Source organism: Vibrio sp. 1078-1, assembly GCF_033340475.1.
Window position 1 is genome coordinate 17,322 of record NZ_JAWOWM010000021.1, and the last position, 22,454, is coordinate 39,775.

19 protein-coding genes are annotated in these 22,454 nt (G+C 45.6%); 5 read left to right on the forward strand and 14 right to left on the reverse strand.

Annotation, left to right across the window (positions count from 1 at the left end):
- Positions 1-42: 42 nt before the first annotated feature.
- The 9 genes from R7190_RS23125 to pilM all read right to left on the reverse strand — a co-directional run bounded on the left by R7190_RS23125 (position 43) and on the right by pilM (position 8,792).
- A complete protein-coding gene (locus R7190_RS23125) occupies positions 43-882 on the reverse strand; it encodes a Dam family site-specific DNA-(adenine-N6)-methyltransferase (protein ID WP_005381301.1) in 840 nt (279 codons plus the stop codon).
- A 69-nt stretch (positions 883-951) separates the two neighbouring features.
- Positions 952-2,463, reverse strand: a complete 1,512-nt coding sequence (locus R7190_RS23130) for an SPOR domain-containing protein (protein ID WP_115386332.1) — start codon at positions 2,461-2,463, stop codon at positions 952-954.
- A gap of 52 nt (positions 2,464-2,515) precedes the next feature.
- Positions 2,516-3,616, reverse strand: a complete 1,101-nt coding sequence (gene aroB, locus R7190_RS23135; RefSeq protein ID WP_005381318.1) for a 3-dehydroquinate synthase — start codon at positions 3,614-3,616, stop codon at positions 2,516-2,518.
- 32 nt (positions 3,617-3,648) lie between these two features.
- On the reverse strand, positions 3,649-4,167 hold the full coding sequence (gene aroK / locus R7190_RS23140; RefSeq protein ID WP_005381319.1) for a shikimate kinase AroK: 519 nt from the start codon (positions 4,165-4,167) through the stop codon (positions 3,649-3,651).
- Between the two features lie 187 nt (positions 4,168-4,354).
- A complete protein-coding gene (locus R7190_RS23145; protein ID WP_005382765.1) occupies positions 4,355-6,100 on the reverse strand; it encodes a type IV pilus secretin PilQ in 1,746 nt (581 codons plus the stop codon).
- 25 nt (positions 6,101-6,125) lie between these two features.
- Positions 6,126-6,641 carry a pilus assembly protein PilP gene (locus tag R7190_RS23150; RefSeq protein ID WP_005382766.1) on the reverse strand — a complete coding sequence of 172 codons (516 nt, stop codon included), beginning with the start codon at positions 6,639-6,641 and terminating at the stop codon, positions 6,126-6,128.
- Complete coding sequence (locus R7190_RS23155) at positions 6,631-7,224, reverse strand: type 4a pilus biogenesis protein PilO (protein WP_033907305.1); 594 nt, start codon at positions 7,222-7,224, stop codon at positions 6,631-6,633. Before R7190_RS23155 ends, R7190_RS23150 begins: the two co-directional genes overlap by 11 nt.
- Positions 7,217-7,792, reverse strand: a complete 576-nt coding sequence (locus R7190_RS23160; RefSeq protein WP_054577259.1) for a PilN domain-containing protein — start codon at positions 7,790-7,792, stop codon at positions 7,217-7,219. Before R7190_RS23160 ends, R7190_RS23155 begins: the two co-directional genes overlap by 8 nt.
- Positions 7,776-8,792 (reverse strand): type IV pilus biogenesis protein PilM, encoded by a 1,017-nt coding sequence (gene pilM, locus R7190_RS23165; protein ID WP_017821733.1) that lies wholly within the window; start codon positions 8,790-8,792, stop codon positions 7,776-7,778. The genes R7190_RS23160 and pilM overlap by 17 nt, the downstream gene beginning before the upstream one ends.
- A 144-nt stretch (positions 8,793-8,936) precedes the next feature.
- Between pilM and R7190_RS23170 the strand changes: the two genes are divergently transcribed.
- The gene (locus R7190_RS23170; protein WP_085570127.1) at positions 8,937-11,498 is read left to right on the forward strand and encodes a penicillin-binding protein 1A; all 2,562 of its coding nucleotides are present in this window, start codon (positions 8,937-8,939) and stop codon (positions 11,496-11,498) included.
- A gap of 52 nt (positions 11,499-11,550) precedes the next feature.
- Here the strand turns inward: R7190_RS23170 and oxyR are convergent, their stop codons facing one another.
- Complete coding sequence (oxyR, locus tag R7190_RS23175) at positions 11,551-12,462, reverse strand: DNA-binding transcriptional regulator OxyR (RefSeq protein WP_005381326.1); 912 nt, start codon at positions 12,460-12,462, stop codon at positions 11,551-11,553.
- Positions 12,463-12,631: 169 nt separating this feature from the next.
- On the opposite strand from oxyR, the gene R7190_RS23180 reads away from it, so the two are divergent.
- The 3 genes from R7190_RS23180 (at position 12,632) to R7190_RS23190 (ending at position 15,678) form a co-directional block, all read left to right on the forward strand.
- Complete coding sequence (locus R7190_RS23180; RefSeq protein ID WP_005382781.1) at positions 12,632-13,360, forward strand: redoxin family protein; 729 nt, start codon at positions 12,632-12,634, stop codon at positions 13,358-13,360.
- A 191-nt stretch (positions 13,361-13,551) separates the two neighbouring features.
- Positions 13,552-15,024, forward strand: coding sequence for a dihydrolipoyl dehydrogenase (locus R7190_RS23185; protein WP_086047069.1), 1,473 nt, complete (start codon positions 13,552-13,554; stop codon positions 15,022-15,024).
- A gap of 372 nt (positions 15,025-15,396) precedes the next feature.
- Positions 15,397-15,678 (forward strand): DUF3624 domain-containing protein, encoded by a 282-nt coding sequence (locus tag R7190_RS23190; RefSeq protein WP_025768083.1) that lies wholly within the window; start codon positions 15,397-15,399, stop codon positions 15,676-15,678.
- 194 nt (positions 15,679-15,872) lie between these two features.
- Here the strand turns inward: R7190_RS23190 and argH are convergent, their stop codons facing one another.
- From argH to argC, 4 genes are all read right to left on the reverse strand, one after another.
- Positions 15,873-17,747 carry an argininosuccinate lyase gene (gene argH, locus R7190_RS23195; RefSeq protein WP_186584616.1) on the reverse strand — a complete coding sequence of 625 codons (1,875 nt, stop codon included), beginning with the start codon at positions 17,745-17,747 and terminating at the stop codon, positions 15,873-15,875.
- A 242-nt stretch (positions 17,748-17,989) separates the two neighbouring features.
- Entirely contained in the window at positions 17,990-19,204 is a 1,215-nt protein-coding gene (locus R7190_RS23200) for an argininosuccinate synthase (RefSeq protein ID WP_017821738.1), read from the reverse strand.
- Positions 19,205-19,288: 84 nt separating this feature from the next.
- A complete protein-coding gene (argB, locus tag R7190_RS23205; RefSeq protein WP_149191987.1) occupies positions 19,289-20,080 on the reverse strand; it encodes an acetylglutamate kinase in 792 nt (263 codons plus the stop codon).
- 21 nt (positions 20,081-20,101) lie between these two features.
- On the reverse strand, positions 20,102-21,106 hold the full coding sequence (gene argC, locus R7190_RS23210; protein WP_149191986.1) for an N-acetyl-gamma-glutamyl-phosphate reductase: 1,005 nt from the start codon (positions 21,104-21,106) through the stop codon (positions 20,102-20,104).
- A gap of 144 nt (positions 21,107-21,250) precedes the next feature.
- Here argC and argE point away from each other — a divergent pair, with 144 nt between their 5' ends.
- On the forward strand, positions 21,251-22,387 hold the full coding sequence (gene argE / locus R7190_RS23215; RefSeq protein ID WP_005381335.1) for an acetylornithine deacetylase: 1,137 nt from the start codon (positions 21,251-21,253) through the stop codon (positions 22,385-22,387).
- Positions 22,388-22,454 lie beyond the last annotated feature (67 nt).

Below are 22,454 nucleotides of genomic sequence, written 5' to 3' on the forward strand. Positions count from 1 at the left end.
GCCAGTGGGGAGATCCACTATTTAGATATAATAGTGTGAGAATTAAGAGTTTGATTTATCCATGTCTGGGGCATGAAAAAGCGCAAGTAGCTCATCAACTTTATTACGACCGTTACCATTACGGCTAATGGTACGCTTTACTTTTACCACATTAAGATCCGCGCCGTGATACAACCGACGTGTCAAGGTAGTGTCGTGGTTAGAAATCAACACAGGAATGCCACGTTCAGTCGCTGTTCTTTCAGCAATGTCGGCTAATGCAGCTTGGTCGTCCAACGTGAAACCATTACCTGCGTATGAGGTGAAATTTGCCGTATTTGAAAGCGGCGCATAAGGTGGATCGCAATACACGACGCTCCCTTTGCGCGCACGACGAAATGTTTCAGGATAACCTTCACAAACGAACGTAGCTTTTTTGGCTTTTTCTGCAAAAAACTCCAATTCCGCCTCAGGGAAATACGGCTTTTTGTAAGAGCCAAACGGTACATTGAAGCCACCTTTTTTGTTGTAACGGCATAGGCCATTAAAACCAAAGCGGTTCATGTACAAAAACGCTAAAGAGCGGTACATCACGTCATCGGTTTTATTAAATTCAGCGCGAATGTGTAGGTAGGCTTCTTTGCGGTTGTTCTCAGCGACAAACCAACGCTTCGCTTCAGAGATATACTCTTCAGGGCGTTCTTTCAGCAGGTTGTACAGATTGATCAAATCTGGATTGATATCTGCAAGTAGATAATGGTCATAATCGGTATTCAGAAACACTGAGCCCGCACCAACAAAAGGTTCAACTAGCTTTCGAGCCGGCGGCAAATGACGTTGGATGTCTTCAACCAGTCCGTATTTTCCTCCTGCCCATTTAAGAAAGGCTCGTTGCTTTTTCATCTACTGCTCTATCTATCGACCAAAAATTAAGGCTGCGGAATGTAACATATTTTTCAGGGAAGCTCAGGTTTATTTCACTCGTTCAATTTCACGGTGAACCTGACGGAGTGATTTTGCCCAAGGACTCACCGACTTAACCGAATCTGGCAAGCTTGCGACGGCATCACGAGCCATTTGAATTGTCGGATAATCTTGATATGTGATGATATACCACTCGGTGTCATTACGAACGGTAGGATAAATTCGCACTTGATTATTCAGTTTATGCTCATTGAGAAAGGATTGTACATCTTCCATTGAGGTCATAGCTGCGAGTTGTAAAGTATAAGCTCTTGGCGATAGCGCTTTTAGTTCTTCACGAGCAAATGAAAACTTCACAACAGGTTGGTTTGCCTCACCCTCTTCTGACTGAGCAGGTGCTTGCGCCATATCTTGATTCGGTTTTACGACTTTAATCAAAGGAGAGCTAGTTTCATCGGCGGTTTCTGTTTTCTCAGTACCTACGACGTCATCAATCGCTTTTGTGTCTGCTGAATCAGTTTTACCTTCAAGCAATGCATCGACCACATTCGACTCAATCACCACTCTTTGTTGATTGTCATCACTGCCTACGCTCGCTACTTCTTCTGTCACTGCTGGTGGTAATGAATCAGAATCATCAACCGCACCAGAGTTATCAAGACTGCTAGAGCCATCGGTTACAGGTTGCAGTGAAGATTGCGCTGCACTGATTACTGACTCTTCAAAAGTTGGAATAGCCGTTTGCTCTAAACCGCCAGCAATTTGCTGCGCTTTATCATCAGGACTTGGTTGACTAAGCATCCACCAATAGCCACCCGCAGCAAGCAACAGTAATACTAATACCACCAACGCAATATTCAGGGGTGAACCGACAATCGAGCGGATAATGATCCTTTTTTCCACTTTCATCTCTCCTAACGCCATGATGTCACCCGGTACTGGGTCGACTTTTTTAAATGCATCTCTAACCCGTTTCTCAGACTCATCATCGACGTAGCGCGCAACAAGTGACTCAAAGAAACGACGAGCTTCCACTTCGGACAACATATCAATATCAAGCTCAACAGGCTTTATCTCTTGTCCATAACTGAGACGTGCTAGCAAACCGTCTAAACGTCCAGACTGTGTAAACAGTAAGACATTGATGGTCCAATTTGGCTTATGGTGCGCCTCTAAGACCAGCATCCAAAGCTCAGAGATAAGTGTCTCACTCAATAAATGCGCATCATCTACAACAATTGCAATGTCACACGGCTCATCACCTAAAAGCCTTTCAAGGCTATCAAGTAAAGGCTCTTGCTGATTAAACAATGCGTCTGAAACCAGTTGATTCAAAATAAGGACGCGATGCTGCACATCGTCTTGATTAGAATGACAAAGTAACAAACATTGATTCTTGTTACTGGCACCCACTTCAAGGTATCGCTGCGCTAACCAAGATTTCCCGTACCCATCATGACCATTAATCGCAATGAGATTGGAACCAAAGTTAGTCAGTAGACCTAATCTATCAAGCAACTCGATTTGAGAATCTAATTCCAGTACGTGAGCAACACTCATCTAATAACCTTAATACACTACAAGAATGACGCCCAAAGGCGCCATTACAAGGTTAAATATCGCGACCGAAGTCTATTGCCTGTTTGAGTACGTCTTGTGTCGTATCAGCAATTACCTCGGCAGTGCCAATGCCTGTAGGCAAAACCAATCGTAATTGACCAGAGAGGACTTTCTTATCTCGCATCATGTGCTTGATGAAGTCATCGAAATTCATACTGTCTGGAGTATGCACAGGCAGTTTTGCACGACGCAAAATCGCAACAATACGCTCAAATTGCTCTTCCGAGATCAGACCACGTAGATGCGACGTTTTGGCCGCCATAACAGTGCCGGAAGATACCGCTTCACCATGCAGCCAATTGCCATAGCCAAGTTCCGCTTCAATCGCATGACCAAAGGTGTGACCTAAGTTAAGCAAAGCACGGATGCCCGACTCTTTCTCATCCTGAGCCACCACTTCCGCTTTTATTTCACAGCAACGTGCGATCGCATAAGTTAGTGCTTCTTCATCCAACGCATACAAGCGCTCAAGATTGTCTTCTAACCATACAAAAAAATCTGCATCGTAAATAATGCCGTACTTAATGACTTCGGCGATACCCGCAGCGAACTCACGTTCAGGCAACGTCGACAGGCAGTTGGTATCAATGATCACTGCTTTAGGTTGGTAAAACGCACCTATCATGTTCTTACCCAACGGATGGTTAACCGCGGTTTTTCCACCAACCGAAGAGTCCACTTGGGATAGTAATGTGGTCGGTATTTGAATAAAGTCGACCCCACGCTGGTAACAGGCAGACGCAAAACCCACAAGATCGCCAATAACACCACCACCTAACGCGATGATCACAACATCACGAGCATAACTCCCTTCCAGTAAGAAGTTCATTACTTGATTAAATACATCCAAGTTTTTGTACTGTTCACCGTCAGGCAATTCTAACAAGGATGCACTACAACCGAGCTGCTCGAGTTGCTTTAAAATTTTGTCTGCATACAAAGGCGCCACTGTGACATTACTGATCACAACAACTTTTTGTTTTGCATTTTTGTTTGAGAGAACTTGAGAGAGGTACGCCGGGTCCTCAAATAACCCGGCGCCAATAGAGATTGGGTAGCTACGCTCAGCTAGGTTGACCGTAATCCGTTCCATCGGTTTGCTCCAATTAAAAAAAAGATAAAGACTTATCTCTCTTCTAGCATTTTTACGATCTGGTTGGCTACCACTTTTGCACTTTGATCGTCAGTGCGAACAGTGTAATCCGCTACTTCTTCATATAAAGGATTACGTTCTTCAGCTAATTGCTCCAGTACTTCGCGAGGGTTATCCGTTTGAAGTAAAGGACGCTTCTTGTCGCGGTTTGTACGCGCAAGTTGCTTTTCAATCGTCGTTTCTAAGTAAACAACAACACCACGTGCCGAAAGACGATTGCGGTTTTCTTTGCTCTTAACAGAGCCACCGCCAGTCGCAAGCACGATGCCTTGCTCTTGTGTTAGGTCTTCAAGTACCGCTTCTTCACGCTTGCGGAAGCCTTCTTCACCTTCTACATCAAAAACCCAAGAGATGTCTGCACCAGTGCGTTCTTCGATCACTGTATCGGAGTCAACAAACTCCATATGCAGTTGCTGTGCTAGATGTCTACCAATTGTACTTTTGCCGGCGCCCATTGGGCCAACAAGGAAAATATTACGTTTCTCAGCCATGTTTAGCAGTAATTTACAACATTGATTCAATAAGATCGCCACAAGAAAACACAGCTAAACTGCTGTTCTACAAGGCTTGTGGCACCAGTTCCTCACAGATAATTCGTGATAAGACCCGAAATTATCCAAGCATGGTGCCACTATTGCAACTTTATTTTTGATTTAATCAGTTTTTCCCGAGACAGAACTACTGAATCACCACCTTAGGCGTGACGAAAATTAACAGCTCACTTTTGCCAACATTCTCATAACTTCGACGAAAAAGAGCACCTAATAGCGGCAGGTCGCCCAACAAAGGCACTTTGTCCACCGAGTTAGTAATGCTGTGCTGAAAAATACCACCAAGAACGACCGTTTCACCGTTATTCACTAACACTTGCGTCCCGATACGTTGAGTATCAATCGCAACAGCTTCACCAGTGCCTGTCTTCACGACTTGTCCTGGTCTATCTTGCGTGACACTTAAATCCAATACTAAGCGGTTATCCGGTGTGATTTGCGGGGTTACCTTCAAACTTAATACCGCCTTTTTGAACGTCACCGTCGTTGCACCACTTGATGATGACTCTAGGTAAGGAATCTCTGTACCTTGTTCGATATAGGCAGGTTTCTTATTGGTAGTGATCAAACGTGGGCTCGAGATAATCTCAGCTTTAGACTCTTGTTGCAGCGCAGAAAGCTCAAGATCCAACAAGGTGTCTGAACCTAACTTTGCGACCTGAAAAGCAATGCTGGTCGCATTCGGGCTGGTTGCAGCTAAGTTTACATTTAGGAAGTCATCGATCCCTACTCCATCACCGTCACCACCGTCATCACCCCCTTCTCCATTATAGAGACCGATCGTGGCGAGGTTGTTCTCAATAGAACCACCCACTGTATTACTGCCATTAATAGACGTAAAACCCCAACGAATCCCTAACTCGTCCATGTTACCTTCATTGATGGTCACAATACGCGCCTCAATTTGAACCTGTTTAACTGGAATATCCAAAGACTCAATAATTTCTCGAATCACCTCGATGTTTTCAGGTAACTCTCTAATCAATAACGAGTTAGTTCGCTCATCAATGGTCATACTGCCGCGCTCTGACAGCATGCTGATATTTCCTTCACCATTGATCATCTCCGCAATGTCTGATGCTTTAGCAAAATTAACTTTGATGATTTCAGATGAAAGCTCTCCCATTTCTTCCGTCAGTTTTTGTTTTTCTAACTGCTGCTTCTCACGCAAGTCCAGCTCATCAGTCGGAGCAACTAAAATCACGTTGCCATCAACACGCTTATCTAACCCCTTAACTTGCAAAATAATATCCAGCACTTGCTGCCAAGGGACACCATCAAGACGAAGCGTGAGGTTGCCTTCTACAGAGTCGGAGACAACCAAATTGAATTGGTTGTAATCAGCAATAAGCTGCAAGACGTTTCGCACAGGAATATCTTGGAAGTTAATCGAAATAAGCTTACCTTCTCTTTCTAAAATGCTTTTATCTGGGGCTTTCTCATTGGGTTTGATCTTCGCTACTTTGATTTCCAAAAAACGCCCCGTTAAACGGTAATCATGCATGTATTCTTCATTGATGTGCGCAACCAAGCGCGTCGTCGAGGTGTCGCGAAACACTTCTACGCTCTCAACCACAGTCGAAAAGTCTTTCACGTCTAGGAGATACAATTGCTCGTCTTTTACTGAAGTGTTAAGCAAATCGATACTTAACCCTTCCTGTACACGCTTGATATCTACAATCGCGGCCGGTGACGCCAATTCGACGACAATCACGGCGTCTTTATCTTTATTAGTTCGAAAGTCGATACTTTTTAGGGCATTGGACGAAACTTCTTCAGCTGCCGCTAAAGGGGCTAAAAATACAAACAACCATAAGGAGAAGAGCCCAGTAAGTATCCTTGGTGTACGTGTTAATCCTTGTCTCATTTTCATTACTCAATATCAAAAATAAATGGGGCTATCTCAAAGCCAACTTAACTTTACGTTTTTGCCAACATCCTAAGCCGTCGGGCAACGTTTCATTAATCAACAAGTAGGAGTGGCTGACATGGGTCACTTTGCCATTATTGCGTCCAAGGTATTGACCCGGCTTAACTTTATAGACGGTGCCATTGGGAGCCTGAACAAGGCCAGAAACCGTGTTATCCATGCCCATGACACCTTTCAAACGTAATTGGCTTAATGGGAATTTTTCTAATTTACCAGTTCGCCTTCTTGAGGGCGGTTGCCAACAATCTTTTCTTGCAACTGGCTGAGTCGCGATAGTGGCTTCTTTGGGTAATTCAAAGGGTGCACGCTGTACTTCCGGTGCGTACGTGACTGCAACATATTTGTCTGCGGGCTTAAGCTTCTCGACCTCTCGACGCGCCTGTGTTTCCACTCCTCGAATAAAATCCGTCAATGATTCATCATTCGCCTGGCAACCCATCAATAGAGAACCCATCAGTACCAGCAACAAAGACTTACTTGTCATTTTTCGTCTCCTCCGGCTTAAACTGATAGGTGTTAGCGCGCACCCGAAAGTGCAGGGTTTCACTCTCTTGGCTGACACGTTGCCAAGTCACATCTTTAAACGTGATGATTCGAGGTAGCGTCGCTATCGCCTGAGAAAAATGGCCGATGTCATGAAAGTCGCCCGTTAACTCTATGTTTAAAGGAAGACGATAAAGGAAGTGCTCTGATTGTTTTTCGCCCCAGTCGATTCGGGTGAAAGTCAGCTTATTGTCGATGCCAAGCTCATTCACTGAAGCGAGCATTGTAGCCAGCTCTTTTTGCGCAGGCAGTTGTTGCAGTAATAACTCGTAACGAGTGGTAAGTTCATCCAATTGAGATTGAAGCTGAGGCAACGCTGCCACTTTGTTCGCTTTGATCTTCAATGCCACCTTGAGTGTCTGCTCCTGCTGGATCAAGTGATTCAACTGTTCTTCTTTCGGTTTAAGGTAAAACCAATAACCTAAGCCTTGAATCGCCATGATCAGAAGCGCGATTACTACAATCTGGGGCAACAATGGCCACTCGGCCATTTCATCTATTTCGAGATCCTGCCAATCAACCACGTTGAGCCTCCAATTTCTTCTCCGTTACTTTGAACATGAAAGACACTTTGAATGTTTGAAACTCTTTCCCAAAACGGGCTTTGCCGTGAACGATGGAATGCATTTCTACGTCGTTCAACTTGGCCGAGCGCTCCATGTTGTCCAGCATCGTGGCAAGTTTTGGAGTGCTATCTGAGATCCCAGAGATCTCAATTTCCAGATCATTCATTTTGATCTTGTCGACATATACACCTTCAGGGATAACGGCAGGCATTAAGTTCATGAACTCGGTCGTTTTGTTTCGTCCGTTTTGTAAACCTTCAACGACCTTTAGACGTTCGAGGATTTTGCTGTGCTCTTGCTCTGCAATTTTCATTGCTTCAATACGCTGGTCGAGTTCGGCAATGTAGTGAGTGAGGTAATCGAGCCGATCCTGTTGTTGATCTTGTTGGTACTCAAAAAACTTTCCAATACCCCACTGGATGCCAACAGCGACCAACATGCCTAATGCGACCAAACTGATGAAACGACGTCGGTGCTCTTCTCTTTGATTCTCTCGCCAAGGAAGTAAATTAATGCGATAAAGCACGGGCGCCTCCTAGCCAATGAATGCCACGAACGGCCAGTCCGGCTGCTGTTGAGAAATGCTGCCAATCCACAGCACGACGCTTACGCTTAGACACCTTCATCTCAAATAGCCCTAGCGGATTTAGCAATTCACACTCTAACGACAATTGTTGAGACAACTCCTCTGCGAGCATGGGAGTGGAGGCCCCTTCCCCTGATAACCAGATACCCTTGATGTTTTGTGAGCCATTGATTGAGGTATAGAGCTGCATCTGGCGCTTTACTCGCTCTATGATTTGACGGTTAAACAGCTCTGTTTTCTCCTGAGCATCATCGGACAGAAAATCGACTGGAGAAGCGCTGTTTGCTCCGCGTGTGCCGTAAGCAAACTCTTTGTGAAACAGTTCACCTTGTTCGGTAAACATGGTGAAGGAGCTCGATAAGGTGCCAATATCGAGTAAGCAGTATTTGTTTTTGTCAGGAAAGCGATCGGCGGTGAGCTTCCAGATATGACCAAGGCTTTGCGAATGCACGTCCACTAAAACAGGTTTTAGTCCGGACTTTTGTAATGCATCGACTCGGCCTTCTACCACATCTTTTCTTGTCGCAAACACTTGATAGCTATCACTGCCACTCTGCCCGCCCTCAGCGCGAAGACGAACGAAGTCTAAACTCAGCTCTTCGACAGGGAATGGCGATTGATGAGAAAAGGCTTGTATCACTGCAAACTCAACTTCACTCTCTTCAAGATTTTGTTCTATTTGCAGTTTCTTGCTAATTACCGAGTTATCAGGAACTGAAATCGCAACTTTTTTAGCGCCAAAAGGCAGTTCTTTTTTTATCTGCTTGAGGGTCTTTACAATTTCTTGATGATTTATGGTGTTATTTTCAGCGACAATACCTTCCTTTAGTAATATTTCTTTGTAACCCAACAGAGCGTAATTGTTGCCTGTGGGTTTAAGTACTACGGCTTTGAGGCTGTTATGGCCTATATCGATGCCGGTAACGATTAGCTTATCCATCTCTTACTCTCGCTCCGAAATTTCTTCGTGCAAAGGTTGTTATTAGCATCCAAATAAGAGTTAATATCTCTTATGTGCTAAATTTTTGACCTAAGAGTACAAGGGTTTGCCGTTACACAGCCTCAACCAATCAGGGATTCTCCGGTGAAGTTCATAAAGCGTTTATTATTTTTAACATTGATTTGCATAATTCTTGGAGTCACCACAATATTTGGCTTCTATCAGTACGTGAAGCCTGAATTGCCAGATGTTGCAACTCTAAAAGACGTTGAATTACAAACACCTATGAAGGTGTTTAGTCAAGACGGGAAGCTGATCGCACAGTTCGGTGAAAAGCGTCGTATTCCTGTTACTTATGACGAAATTCCTCAAGACTTAATTCACGCGCTCATCGCAACCGAAGATAGCCGTTTCTACGAGCATCCCGGTATCGACCCTATCGGCATCACTCGTGCAGCGGTTGTTGTTGCGGTTTCAGGCTCGGCTAAACAGGGTGCAAGTACGATTACGCAACAGCTAGCTCGTAACTTCTTCTTATCTAATGAGAAGAAGATCATGCGTAAGATTAAAGAGATTTTTATTGCTATCCATATTGAGCAGCTTTTAAGTAAGCAAGAAATCATGGAGCTTTATGTCAATAAAATCTTCCTTGGTTACCGCTCATATGGCTTTGGTGCTGCCGCTCAAGTGTATTTTGGCAAGAGCCTTGATGAATTGACGTTAAGTGAGATTGCAACACTCGCAGGTATGCCAAAAGCGCCATCAACCATGAACCCAATTTACTCTCTTGAGCGCGCAACAAAACGCCGTAACGTTGTATTAATGCGAATGCTTGATGAGAAATACATTACACAAGAGCAGTATGACGAAGCACGCAATGAGCCTATTGTGGCGCGTTATCATAGCGCTGAGATTGAGCTTTCCGCACCTTACGTAGCAGAGTTGGCTCGTGCATGGGCAGTAAAAGAATACGGTGAAGAAGAAGCTTACACCTCTGGCTTGAATATCTACATGACTGTGGATTCTAAACTGCAAGATGCTGCAAATACGTCTGCGGTAAATAACCTCTTGTCATACGATGAACGTCATGGCTACCGTGGTGCAGAAAGTGTGCTTTGGAAAGAAGGGGAAGCGGCCTGGGACAATGAGCAAATAGAAAAGCACCTGAAGAAACAGCCAACTTATGGTGACCTTTACCCTGCGGTTGTGACGAAAGTCGATGATAAGACCGCGCAAGTATGGGTTAAGAACCATGAAGAGCAAACCATCCCTTGGACTGGAATGCACTGGGCGCGTAAGTACATTACCGATAACCGCCAAGGCTCAACACCAAAGTCAGCGCATGATGTGCTAGCGACAGGTCAACAAGTTTGGGTTCGCGAAGTAAGTGAAACCGATGAAGATGACAACAAAACACTGAGCTGGAAACTGAGCCAAGTGCCGACAGCAAACACCGCGTTTGTTGCGATGAACCCAGAAAATGGCGCGATATTGTCGCTGGTTGGTGGTTTCAACTTTGTTCACAGCAAGTTTAACCGTGCAACCATGTCAGTGCGTCAGGTTGGTTCAAGTATCAAGCCTTTCATCTACTCGGCAGCAATTGACAAAGGACTGACTCTAGCCACTTTGATTAACGATGCGCCGATTAACAAGTGGGATGCAGGTTCTGGTTCAGCTTGGCGACCAAAAAACTCACCACCAACTTATGGTGGTCCAACACGTCTTCGCCTCGGCTTAGCTCAATCAAAAAACGTCATGGCAGTGCGTACACTCCGTGAAGTTGGCCTCGAGGAGACACGTCAGTACCTTACTCGTTTCGGTTTTGATATTAACCAAGTACCACGCTCTGAGACCATCGCACTCGGAGCTGGCAGCTTAACACCAATGAAAGTGGCACAAGGTTACTCTGTGTTTGCGAACGGTGGTTATTACGTTGAACCATTCTATGTAGAACGCGTGGAAGATGCATTCGGTGAAGTACTGTTTAAAGCCAATCCAAAGAGTGTTTGTCATAAGGATTGTCCGCAAATGAGCGAGCAGCCAGAAAATCGCTACGCTGATGAATTTGGCGAACAAGACGTCGCGATTGATGGCCTTGCAACAGACAATGCCCTTGAAAATGATGAACCTCAATATGCACCGCAAGTTATCTCTGAACAGAATGCATTCTTAATGCGTGAGATGATGTACAGCAACATTTGGGGTGGCGGTAACTGGCGTGAAGGCACAGGTTGGAATGGTACAGGCTGGCGCGCGCAAAAACTTGGTCGTCGTGATATCGGGGGTAAAACGGGTACAACGAATGATTCCAAGGATGCTTGGTACAATGGCTATGGACCTGGTGTCGTTGCCATAGCTTGGGTTGGCTTTGATGATCACTCACGTGCACTTGGCCGCACCACCGTTAACAGCAACCTAGGGCAAGGCCAAATTTCTGGTGCCGAGTCGGGTGCGAAAACCGCAGAGCCTGCTTGGATTGACTTCATGCGTGTTGCGCTAGAAGGGACGCCGGAGCAAAGTAAAAATATTCCAGAGGATATTATTCGAGTTCGTATTGATCGCAACAGCGGTATGCTAACGCACAAGGTAGATAGCACATCAATGTTCGAATACTTTGAAAAAGGCACGGAGCCTACCGAATACGCTGGCGACCGTTTAGAAGATAGTATTTATTCTTCAGGTTCTGGCGCAGAAGAACTGTTCTAAATCACAAAAGCACAAGGGAGAGCATCAAGCTCTCCCTTTTTATTTCTGCTTTTTATGCTGCAGCATTCAATGATGGATAAGAAGCCAACACCTCTTTAATCTTCGCTGCTAAAGCTTCAAACCTAGCTCGTAATGGTGAGCCCGGACGGTATACGAGCACGATATTACGCGAGGGGGTTGGGTTAACAGCTGGTACGTAGCATACGCCATCTTTTTGCTTCTCATTAGGGATAGAAAGCTGAGGCAATAACGTAATCCCCGCACCGGCAGCAACCATGTTGCGTAACGTCTCCAAGCTGGTGGCTTTAAAACGCTCATCGTCTTTTGCACCAGCGGCAAAACAAAAACCTAACGCTTGATCTCGCAGACAGTGGCCGTCTCCCAACGCTAAAACGGTTTTACCATTCAGCTCCAACATATCAACATGGTCGAGAGAGGCCCACTCGTGGTCACATGGCACTGCGACACTTAATGGCTCTTGATACACTTCGATCTCTTTAAATGGCGCAGTTTCATCAACCGAAGCTAAAACTAAGCAATCTAGTTTGCCTTCTTCCAATTGACGCACTAATTGATGTGTTTGAGCTTCGTGCAGAAATAGTTCCAACTCAGGAAATGCTTCTTTTATCTGCGGCAGAATTTTGGGTAGTAGATAAGGCCCAACCGTCGGGATGAAACCAATATGCATCGGTCCAGTCATAGCTCCGCTTTGACCGCTTGCCATATCTCTGAAGGTTTTCACTTCACTTAAGATGCGTTTAGCCTGCTCCACCAGCTGTAACCCTGAATCGGTAAACAAAACACGTCGGCTGCTTCGCTCTAAAAGCGTGGTCCCGAGTTCATCCTCTAGTTTACGAATTTGCCCACTCAATGTTGGCTGGCTAACAAAACATGCCTCTGCCGCTTTACGAAAGTGCTTATGTTCCGCAAGTGCAACTAAGTACTCAAAATCTCGAATATTCATAATTCACGCTTCGCTTCTTTAACAATAGCTAATACCTATCAAAACCATAACACCAAACGATTAGAGCTATCAAAGGATTTTTACAATAATGGGCTCAACAAAACGAAACAGAGCGACGAAAAACGCTAAGCTCTATACGCATAGTTTAAAATAGTTAAAGGAAATCATTATGTTTGTATCTAAAGAAGGTCAACAAGTCCCTCAAGTTACTTTTCCAGTTCGTCAAGGTGACTCTTGGGTGAATGTAACGACCGATGAGCTATTTAAAGGTAAGACCGTTATCGTATTTAGCTTACCGGGTGCATTTACTCCAACCTGTTCATCAAGCCATCTACCTCGTTACAACGAATTGTTCCCTGTATTTAAAGAGCACGGAGTGGATGAGATTATTTGTGTCTCGGTCAATGATACGTTCGTGATGAATGCATGGAAACAAGACCAAGAAGCAGAAAACATTACCTTCATCCCGGATGGTAATGGTGAATTCACCGATGGCATGGGTATGTTAGTGGATAAAAACGACATCGGCTTTGGCAAACGTTCATGGCGTTACAGCATGCTAGTAAAAGATGGCGTAGTGGAAAAAATGTTCATTGAGCCAAACGAACCAGGCGACCCATTCAAGGTGTCAGACGCAGATACGATGCTGAACTACATAGCGCCTGACTACAAAACGCAAGAATCCATCACGGTGTTCACTAAACCAGGCTGCCCTTTCTGTATGAAAGCGAAACAAAATCTGATTGACCACGGTCTTCAATATGAAGAAGTAATTCTGGGTAAAGACGCAACAACAGTTAGTCTACGAGCTATATCTGGTCGCACGACTGTTCCACAAGTCTTTATCGGTGGCAAGCACATCGGCGGTAGCGAAGAGCTAGAAGCGTATCTAGGCTAAGCTGTCCATAGCCTACACCCTCGGTCTCCGGTGCCTTTTGGCTCGGAGGCCAACCCTAAACCACTTCTTCTACTAGTCTAGATAAGTAGTCATCTGCCAATAAGGTGACTACTTATCCAGATTCAACTATCCAATTCACTCTCCAAGCTCAATGTAGCTAGCTTGGCTTAAAACAAAAGCGAGAGTTCACGATGAAACAAGTTAATGTCGACGTAGCGATTATTGGTGGCGGGACGGCTGGTCTTGGTGCTTATCGAGCAGCAAAAGCTCATACCAACAGCGTGGTAATGATTGAGGGCGGTCCCTACGGAACAACCTGTGCTCGTGTCGGATGCATGCCGTCTAAGCTGTTAATTGCGGCAGCAGAAAGTGTTCATCAAATCGAAAAAGCACCTGGATTTGGGATACACCCGCAAGGTGAAGTACTAATTAACGGACGAGAAGTTATGGATCGTGTAAAGCGCGAACGCGATCGTTTTGTTGGCTTTGTGCTTGAAAGTGTCGATGATATTCCCGCTGAAGACAAACTATCGGGCTACGCGAAGTTTGCCGGTGACCACACTCTCATCATAGATGATCATACTCAGGTCACCGCACAGCGCATTGTTATTGCGACAGGATCTCGTCCAGCATATCCGGCAGCTTGGAATGAACTGGGTGATCGCCTAGTGATTAACGATGATGTATTTGACTGGGATGACTTACCAGAGTCCGTGGCAGTATTTGGCCCAGGAGTCATCGGCCTTGAATTGGGTCAGGCTTTACACCGCCTAGGAGTAAACGTGAAGCTCTTTGGCATTGGAGGACAAGTGGGCCCACTGACAGACCCAGAGGTGATGGCGTATGCAGATAAAGCCTTTAAGGAAGAGTTCTACCTTGATGCAGATGTAAAAGTCGAAAGCATGAAACGCATTGCTTCGTCAGACAATGACGGCGAAGACAAGGTCGAAATCCAATTCATCAACCATGATGGCGAATTAGAAACTTTCGTTGTCGATTACGTATTGGCTGCAACGGGTCGTCGTCCAAACGTAGATAAGCTGACGATCGAGAACACCAATGTGGCGCTCGATGAACGTGGCGTACCAACGGCGGATCACTATACATTGCAAACTTCGGTAGAGAGCATCTTCATCGCAGGTGATGCAAGTAACCAAATTCCACTGCTGCACGAAGCCGCTGACCAAGGCCGTATTGCTGGAGACAACGCAGGCCGTTTCCCAGATATTCGTGCGGGTCTGCGTCGCTCACCAATTTCAGCCGTGTTCTCCGACCCTCAAATTGCTATGGTTGGCGAAACATATAAACAACTAGAAACACGTCTAGGCACATGTGGATGTTTCGCAACCGGTGAAGTCTCGTTTGAAAATCAAGGACGTTCGCGCGTCATGCTTCGTAATAAAGGCATTCTGCATGTCTACGGAGAGCAAGGCACTGGACGTTTTTTAGGTGCAGAAATGATGGGCCCGAATGCAGAGCATCTTGCTCACCTTTTAGCATGGGCGCACCAAAATAGGATGACGATTTCTGAGATGTTAGATATGCCCTTCTATCACCCAGTGATTGAAGAAGGCGTCCGCACCGCTCTACGTGATTTGAATGCAAAACTACACTTAGGGCCAGAAATGGTGAAACATTGTCTTGACTGCGGCCCTGGCTGCTAACGCTTTCAGGCTTCTATCTAAATATAAAGCAAAGCCTCGTCATCAACGAGGCTTTGCTTTACTACTTCGGCGCAATGAAATCTCTCTTACGCTGCCATCATTGCATAGCGGCTGACCATACAAATCGCGACAACACCGATCATAAAGAACCCACCAGCGATACTCAGCGCAAGTTTCAACTCTGTCGACATCATTATATTTCCTGTTAAAGACTGACAGCGCACCATACATCAATTACGTGCCACAAAGCTTTTACAAAGCTAACTTTCCATTTTTGGTTGTGTCATGGCGATCTAAGCCCGTGTAAGAAACGCTTTCCACCATTTAGTTAGATATATAATCTGAAGCAACACTAATGGTTTGGAAAACACTATGACTTGTCGCCGCTGCGAGGAACATTGGTTTTGGAAAAAACTTGGACGTTGCCAACGATGCTTGGATCAATTGACGGTGCTTTCTGTACTGTGTTGGATTGTGTGGTGGTTTACGCTCAAAGATGATCCACAAAGCATCGAGTCGATCGCTTTGATCTTTGCCGGCTTCGCTTTCAACGTTTTGTTGTTTCTACACTTATGGATGCGTTTTGTCATCTTGCCTTGGCAGCGTCGAAAGGGACAAAAAAAGGCGAATAAAAAAGAGAAAAGTGACAGATAGAAAAAAGCCCCAAAACCAATGTCAGTTCTGGGGCTCTCTTAGATTCTTCTAAGAAAAAGCAGTGGTACTTTAATAGACCGGGCTTCCTCTCAAAGGTTCCAAATTTTTTCGATTTTTTTAGCGAATACTGATGTAAGTAAACAGGAAAATGACTATGTCATTGAATGCTAATAAAATCACTCCACAACTTCAGTTCATGCCACATGCGTTTTTTGGATCACTTGCTCCATTAAATTGATCTCAAGCGCTACCTCATCACATGCATGTTGACGTGGGCACTGATCGCAATCTTTCAGAACTTTCTCCGGCAGTAATGACTTCGATGTCGGTAAAAAGCTTTGCTTCATAAAGAACTCAGGCGTTCGCGTTAGAACAAAGACTTTCTTGATCGCCATCTGGCGCGCTTTCTCAACCAAATAGTTCACAATCGCACTGCCCTGCCCTTGGCCTTGCCAGCCCGCTTCGATACCAAGAGAGCGTATTTCAGCCAACCCTGAGTCATACACATATAGAGAAGCGCAACCCGTCACTTCACCATGATGCTCAGCCACCGCAAAAGAGCCAATATCTCTCACGAGCTCATTACGAGAGCGCGGAAGATTCTCACCAAGGTTCGCCCAGTAAGCAACCATACCTTCCAACGTTTCAATGTCCGTCAAACGTGCAGGACGCACTTTCACCGCCGAGCTGTCACGCTGGCTCAGGCGCTTATCCGCTTGTTCTACCGCGTAAGCGACCTGGTGAGGCGAAACACCCCCCAAAGCACAACGCTTTTCCAAACACGAATCGATAGTCAGAATGTCATACACATCCGCTTCAATGACTTCTGAGAAGGCTTTTAACTCTTCGATAGACAGCTCTTCTAGCGCACAACCTTTAGCAATAGCACCAACGACCGCGACACCGACGATGTGGTGAGCTTCACGGAATGGGATGCCTTTCGCCACTAGGTAATCAGCTAACTCCGTCGAGTTTGCGTAACCTTGTTTCGCCGCTTCTAGTGTGCGCTCGCCATTCACTTTAATACCGTCAAAACACAGAGCTGCCATTTCCATGCAGTCGTTCCATGTATCTAAAGCGTCAAACAACCCTTCTTTATCTTCCTGCATGTCTTTGTTGTACGCCAATGGCAAAGCTTTAACTGTCATCATCATGCTCGATAATGCGCCATAGACACGCCCTGTCTTACCACGGATCAACTCAAGTGCATCTGGGTTTTTCTTCTGTGGCATTAATGACGAACCAGATGTCACCGTATCCGCTAACTCAATGAAGTTTGACTCGCCTGAATTGTAGAAGATCATATCTTCTGCAAGACGAGAAAGGTGAAGCATAGAAATCGACGCCACCGACATCAGTTCCATCACATGATCACGATCTGAAACCGAATCGAGTGAATTACGCGTAGCACGGTAGAAACCGAGATTATGTGCTAATTGTTCGCGATCAATCGGATAAGCCGTTCCCGCTAACGCACCCGAGCCAAGTGGACAAGTGTCGAGACGCTGTAAGGCATCATTCAGACGAGAGTAGTCACGCTCGAACATTTCAACATAAGCCAAGCACCAGTGAGCAAAGGTTACAGGTTGAGCACGCTGAAGATGAGTATAGCCTGGCAATACGGTGCCTTGGTGCTGTTTAGCAACATGGACCATTTGTGCTTGTAGGCGATCTAAAGCAATCAATAATTGCTGACCTTGCTGACGACACCAAAGTTTCAAGTCTGTGGCGACTTGGTCATTCCGAGAACGCCCAGTGTGGAGTTTTTTACCTAAATCTCCCACTTTACTGATTAGCTGCTGTTCAACCCAAGAGTGGATATCTTCTGCATCAGAGCGAAGAATTTGGTGAGGGTCTTCCATCACTTCTAACTTCAACTCATTTAAAGCAAGTTCCAGTTTTTGCTGTTCTTCTGCCGATAGCACATCAACAGAAAGCAGAGCTTTAGACCATGCGATTGAACCTACGATGTCTTGCTCAGCCAATCGGTAGTCAAAACGCAACGAATCATTGAACTCTTTAAATCTGGTGTCTGCCGCTTGGGTAAATCTTCCGCCCCATAATGCCATTGCGTCTCTCCTGATGACTATTGCTTACTCTAACGTTCTCGAATGAGTAGTAACCAATTTGATGGTCATTTGCTCACTTTTTCTTATGGGTCAACGTTACGGCAATTTCGATAAAAAATAAAGTATAAATTCAATATTTTTACATATATATTCAATACAAATTTAGGTACCCGCTTTTAGAAACCAAAAGACCCGCCTATAAATGGCGGGTCTTTATTCAATCCAAGATGGATGTTAAGGGATTATTTCTTCTGGCTGTTCAATGCACGAATACGGCTTGATAGCGAGTAAAGACGGATGAACCCACCTGCATGGCTTTGGTCGTAAACTTCATCTTCACCAAAAGTCGCGAACTCTTCTGAATACAAGCTGTTGTCAGAACGTTTTTGCGTGACTGTCGCTTGACCTTTGTAAAGCTTAACAACCACTTCACCGTTAACGTCTTGCGCTAGCTCTTCTGAAGCAGCAAGGATCGATTTACATAGTGGCGTAAACCAACGGCCATCGTATACAAGGTGAGACGCTTTTAGACCTAGCTCCTCACGGAACTCGAATGATGATTTGTCTAGCACAAGCTGCTCTACAGCGCGCAGCGCTTCCATCATGATGGTGCCTCCCGGTGTTTCATAGCAACCACGAGACTTCATTCCAACAAGACGGTTTTCCACGATATCGATACGGCCAACACCGTGCTTAGCGCCCTTCTCGTTTAGGTAAACCAGTGCGTTGTATGGTGTCATCGCTTCACCATCAACTTCGACCACTTCACCTTTTTCTACTTTCAGCGTGACGTATTCCGCTTCATTTGGCGCTTGCTCTGGGTCGACAGTCCACACCCAGCAGTCTTCGTTTGGTGCGTTCCACGTATCTTCTAAAACGCCGCCTTCCGTCGAAATGTGCCATGCGTTTGCATCACGTGAATAGATCTTAGTAAGAGACGCAGAGCAAGGAATGTTACGCTCAGCGAGGTAATCCAAACACTCTTCACGGCTCACTAGGTCCCACTCACGCCAAGGTGCAATCACTTGTAAGTCCGGTGCTAGTGCTGCGAATGCACCTTCGAAACGCACTTGGTCGTTACCTTTACCTGTACAGCCATGACACAGTGCATCCGCGCCCACTTTACGTGCCACTTCAACCTGCGCTTTAGCAATGATTGGACGCGCCATTGATGTACCTAGCAGGTACTTACCTTCGTAGTACGCGCCGGTTTTTAGCGTTGGGTAAATGTAGTCTGCGACCATTTCTTCTTTCAGGTCAGCGATGTAGCATTCAGAAGCACCGGAGGCTTTTGCTTTCGCTTCAATGCCTTCTAGCTCTTCGGCACCTTGACCAACATCGGCAACGAAAGCCACTACTTCACAATCGTAGTTCTCTTTTAGCCACGGGATAATTACTGAAGTATCTAGACCGCCTGAGTATGCGACTACCACTTTATTTACGTTCACTTTGCTCATGTTTTTTCTCCAAACTTAACTGGCGCTGCGCTCGGCGGTCAGTGCCAACTACGACTTCCTAATATTGAATTCTTTTGCTGATGCTTATTGAGGCAAGAATTGAGTACCAATACTTTCACCAGCGAATAACTGTGCTAATTTTTCTGGGTAACGCCAGGTCGCGACTTCAATTGGACGGCCAAGATCATTGGCGGCGTCCAAAGCGGCTTTAACTTTGACGATCATGCCATCGGTGATCACATGTCCATCGATCAACGAGTTAGCTTGCTGCTCTGACAGGGTTTTGATCAAATGGCCTTTTCCATCTAATACACCACTCACGTCTGATAACAGGACTAACTCCGCATCTAATGCGCCCGCAACCGCGACTGCTGCTTGATCAGCATTCACATTCATCATCTGGCCATCTTTGGTTAAACCAATTGAACTGATGATCGGCAGTGCACCTGTGTTTAGCACCGCTTGTAATAGTGCTGAGTCACCCGGTGATGCTTTGCCTACCGCGCCGAGTTCTGGGTCAAGTTCTTCAACAAGACACAAACCACCATCCGCAAGGCTAAGGCCCACAGCGTTAAGACCGTCCGCAATCGCTTGACCTTGAAGTAACTTATTCGCAGTGCCTGCAAGCGCGCCTGCAATCACAGGAATTTGATCGTAAGGCGTTACGCGTAAACCGTTTTTCTTAACGGTTTCAAGCTGAAGCTTTGCCATCAACTCATCAACTAGGTAGCCACCGCCATGAACGATGGCGATTTGTCGCTGTGCCGATTTTTGGTAAGCCGCAATGGCACCAAAAAGTTGGCTTAAGGTTTGAGTGCATGATAGAGCTGCACCACCTAGCTTAATGACTAAAGGAGCTTGATTGGTTTGCGTCATCGCATTTCCCTCTTTCAACGACTACAGCAACGCTGTCAGTTCTGGGTAACCGTAATGAATATTGAGACATTGCATCGCTTGACTCGATGCACCTTTAAGTAGGTTGTCGATAGCTGAAATCACAATGATGTGTTCGCCTTGTACCTTCCAGCCGATATCACAGAAAGGGGTATTTTCGACATCCTGAATACGTGGAATACCGTCGCCTTTAAGACGCACCGCAGGCTTGCCTTGATAAGCTTGTTCAAACGCCTGTGCCACTTGTGCTTCTGTCACACCTTGCGCAAGCTTCATGGTGATAGTGGCAAGAATGCCGCGTTTAAAGTTGCCGAGGTGCGGAGTAAAAATCACATCGCAACCCAAGTGCTGAGCAATCTCTGGCTGGTGACGATGGTTAAATACACCATAAGGTTGCAAGCTCACTTCACAGAAGCTGTTAACCATGGAGGCTTTACGCCCTGCACCAGATACACCACTGGTTGCGTTGATCACTGGCCATTGGTTGGTATCGAGCAACGCATGTTCTAATAAAGGTTTGATTGCAAGCTGTGAAGCGGTTGGGTAGCAACCTGCTACTGCAATCAAAGGAGTGGTTTTTATTGATTCTTGGTTCCACTCTGCTAAGCCGTATGCTGCTTTATCTAGCCAGTTGTTATGTTGATGTGCGAAGCCATAAAAAGTGTCGTAAAAGCCTTCACTTTTCACACGGAATGCACCCGATAAATCGAATACCTCACAGCCTGCCTCCAAGAAAGTTGGGGCTAAATCATGGCTGACTTCGTGAGCCGTTGCCAAAAACACCACGTCCGATTCTTGAGCGATTTGCAGTGGATCCGTTAGTGGTAAAACTGGCATATCAATGATGCCCGCTAGCTTACCGTGTAGCTGCGCGATGCTCTTTCCCGCATCAACACTGTTGGCGGAAACGTATAAACCTGATAGCGTGAGTTGTGGGTGTTTATTAACCATTAACGCTAACTCTGCGCCGGTGTAACCGCTGGCTCCAATAATCGTGGTTTTTAGCATTGTGTGACATCCATATACTTAAAGGCTCAAATGACTATTCATATTTAATTTTTGCTTTATTTTGATTTTTTATTCATTAAATATGATTTAATATGTGTTTTACATTTTTGTGGTCTGTCTGTCAACAGGAGATTTGAAGAATCCATGCAATTACCAACTTTTCTAGAGGTCTATGAAGGACTCATCAGCACCTCTTCTATCAGCTCCACGGATCCGAGCTGGGATCAGGGCAATGCAAAAGTCATCGAAAAACTCGCATCTTGGTTTAAAGATCTGGGTTTTAGCGTTGAAGTGATCGAAGTCGAGCCAGGCAAGCACAATATGATCGCACGTATGGGAGAGGGAGAAGGTGGCCTTTTACTTGCTGGCCATAGTGATACCGTGCCATTCGATCAAGGGCGATGGAATTTTGATCCGCATAAACTGACGGAAAAAGACAACCGCTTCTACGGTTTAGGCACAGCAGACATGAAAGGCTTTTTCGCCTTTATTTATGAAGCAGTGAAGAAAGTCGATTGGAGCAAGCAGAGCAAACCACTTTACGTATTAGCCACTTGTGACGAAGAGACCACCATGTTGGGCGCGCGACATTTCACAGCAAACGCCCCATTTAAGCCGGATTACTGCATCATTGGTGAACCCACCAGCCTTGTACCAATTCGAGGTCATAAAGGGCATGTGGCAAATGCCATTCGCGTAACAGGCAAGTCCGGTCACTCATCGGACCCAGCGCTTGGCGTTAACGCTATTGAGATCATGCATGAAGTCATGTTCGCCATGATGCAACTGCGTGACAAATTGATTAAAGAATATCACCATCCGGGTTTTGCCATTCCAAGCCCTACCCTAAATCTTGGACACATTCACGGTGGTGACAGCGCTAACCGTATTTGTGGTTGCTGTGAGCTGCATTACGACGTGCGTCCTCTTCCCGGCATTAGCCTTGATGGTTTAGAGAACATGTTGCGCGGAGCATTAAAAGAAGTCGAAGCGAAATGGCCTGGGAGACTGGAGATTATTCCATTGCATGAGCCTATTCCGGGTTACGAATGCCAACATGACCACCCATTTATCGGTGGTGTTGAAGAGATCTGCCAAACCAGTTCAGAAACCGTGAACTACTGTACTGAAGCACCATTTCTACAACAGTTGTGTCCAACCTTGGTGCTCGGCCCTGGGTCAATCGACCAAGCCCATCAACCGGATGAGTTTCTATCCTTCGACTTTATCGACCCCACAATTGATGTGCTTTCAAAGGCGATGGTCAAGTACTGCTGTTAATACGCGTTTAAGCTCGAAAGTCTGTGCAGCTCGATTGAGCTGCATCTTTTTATCTTCACAATTTAGC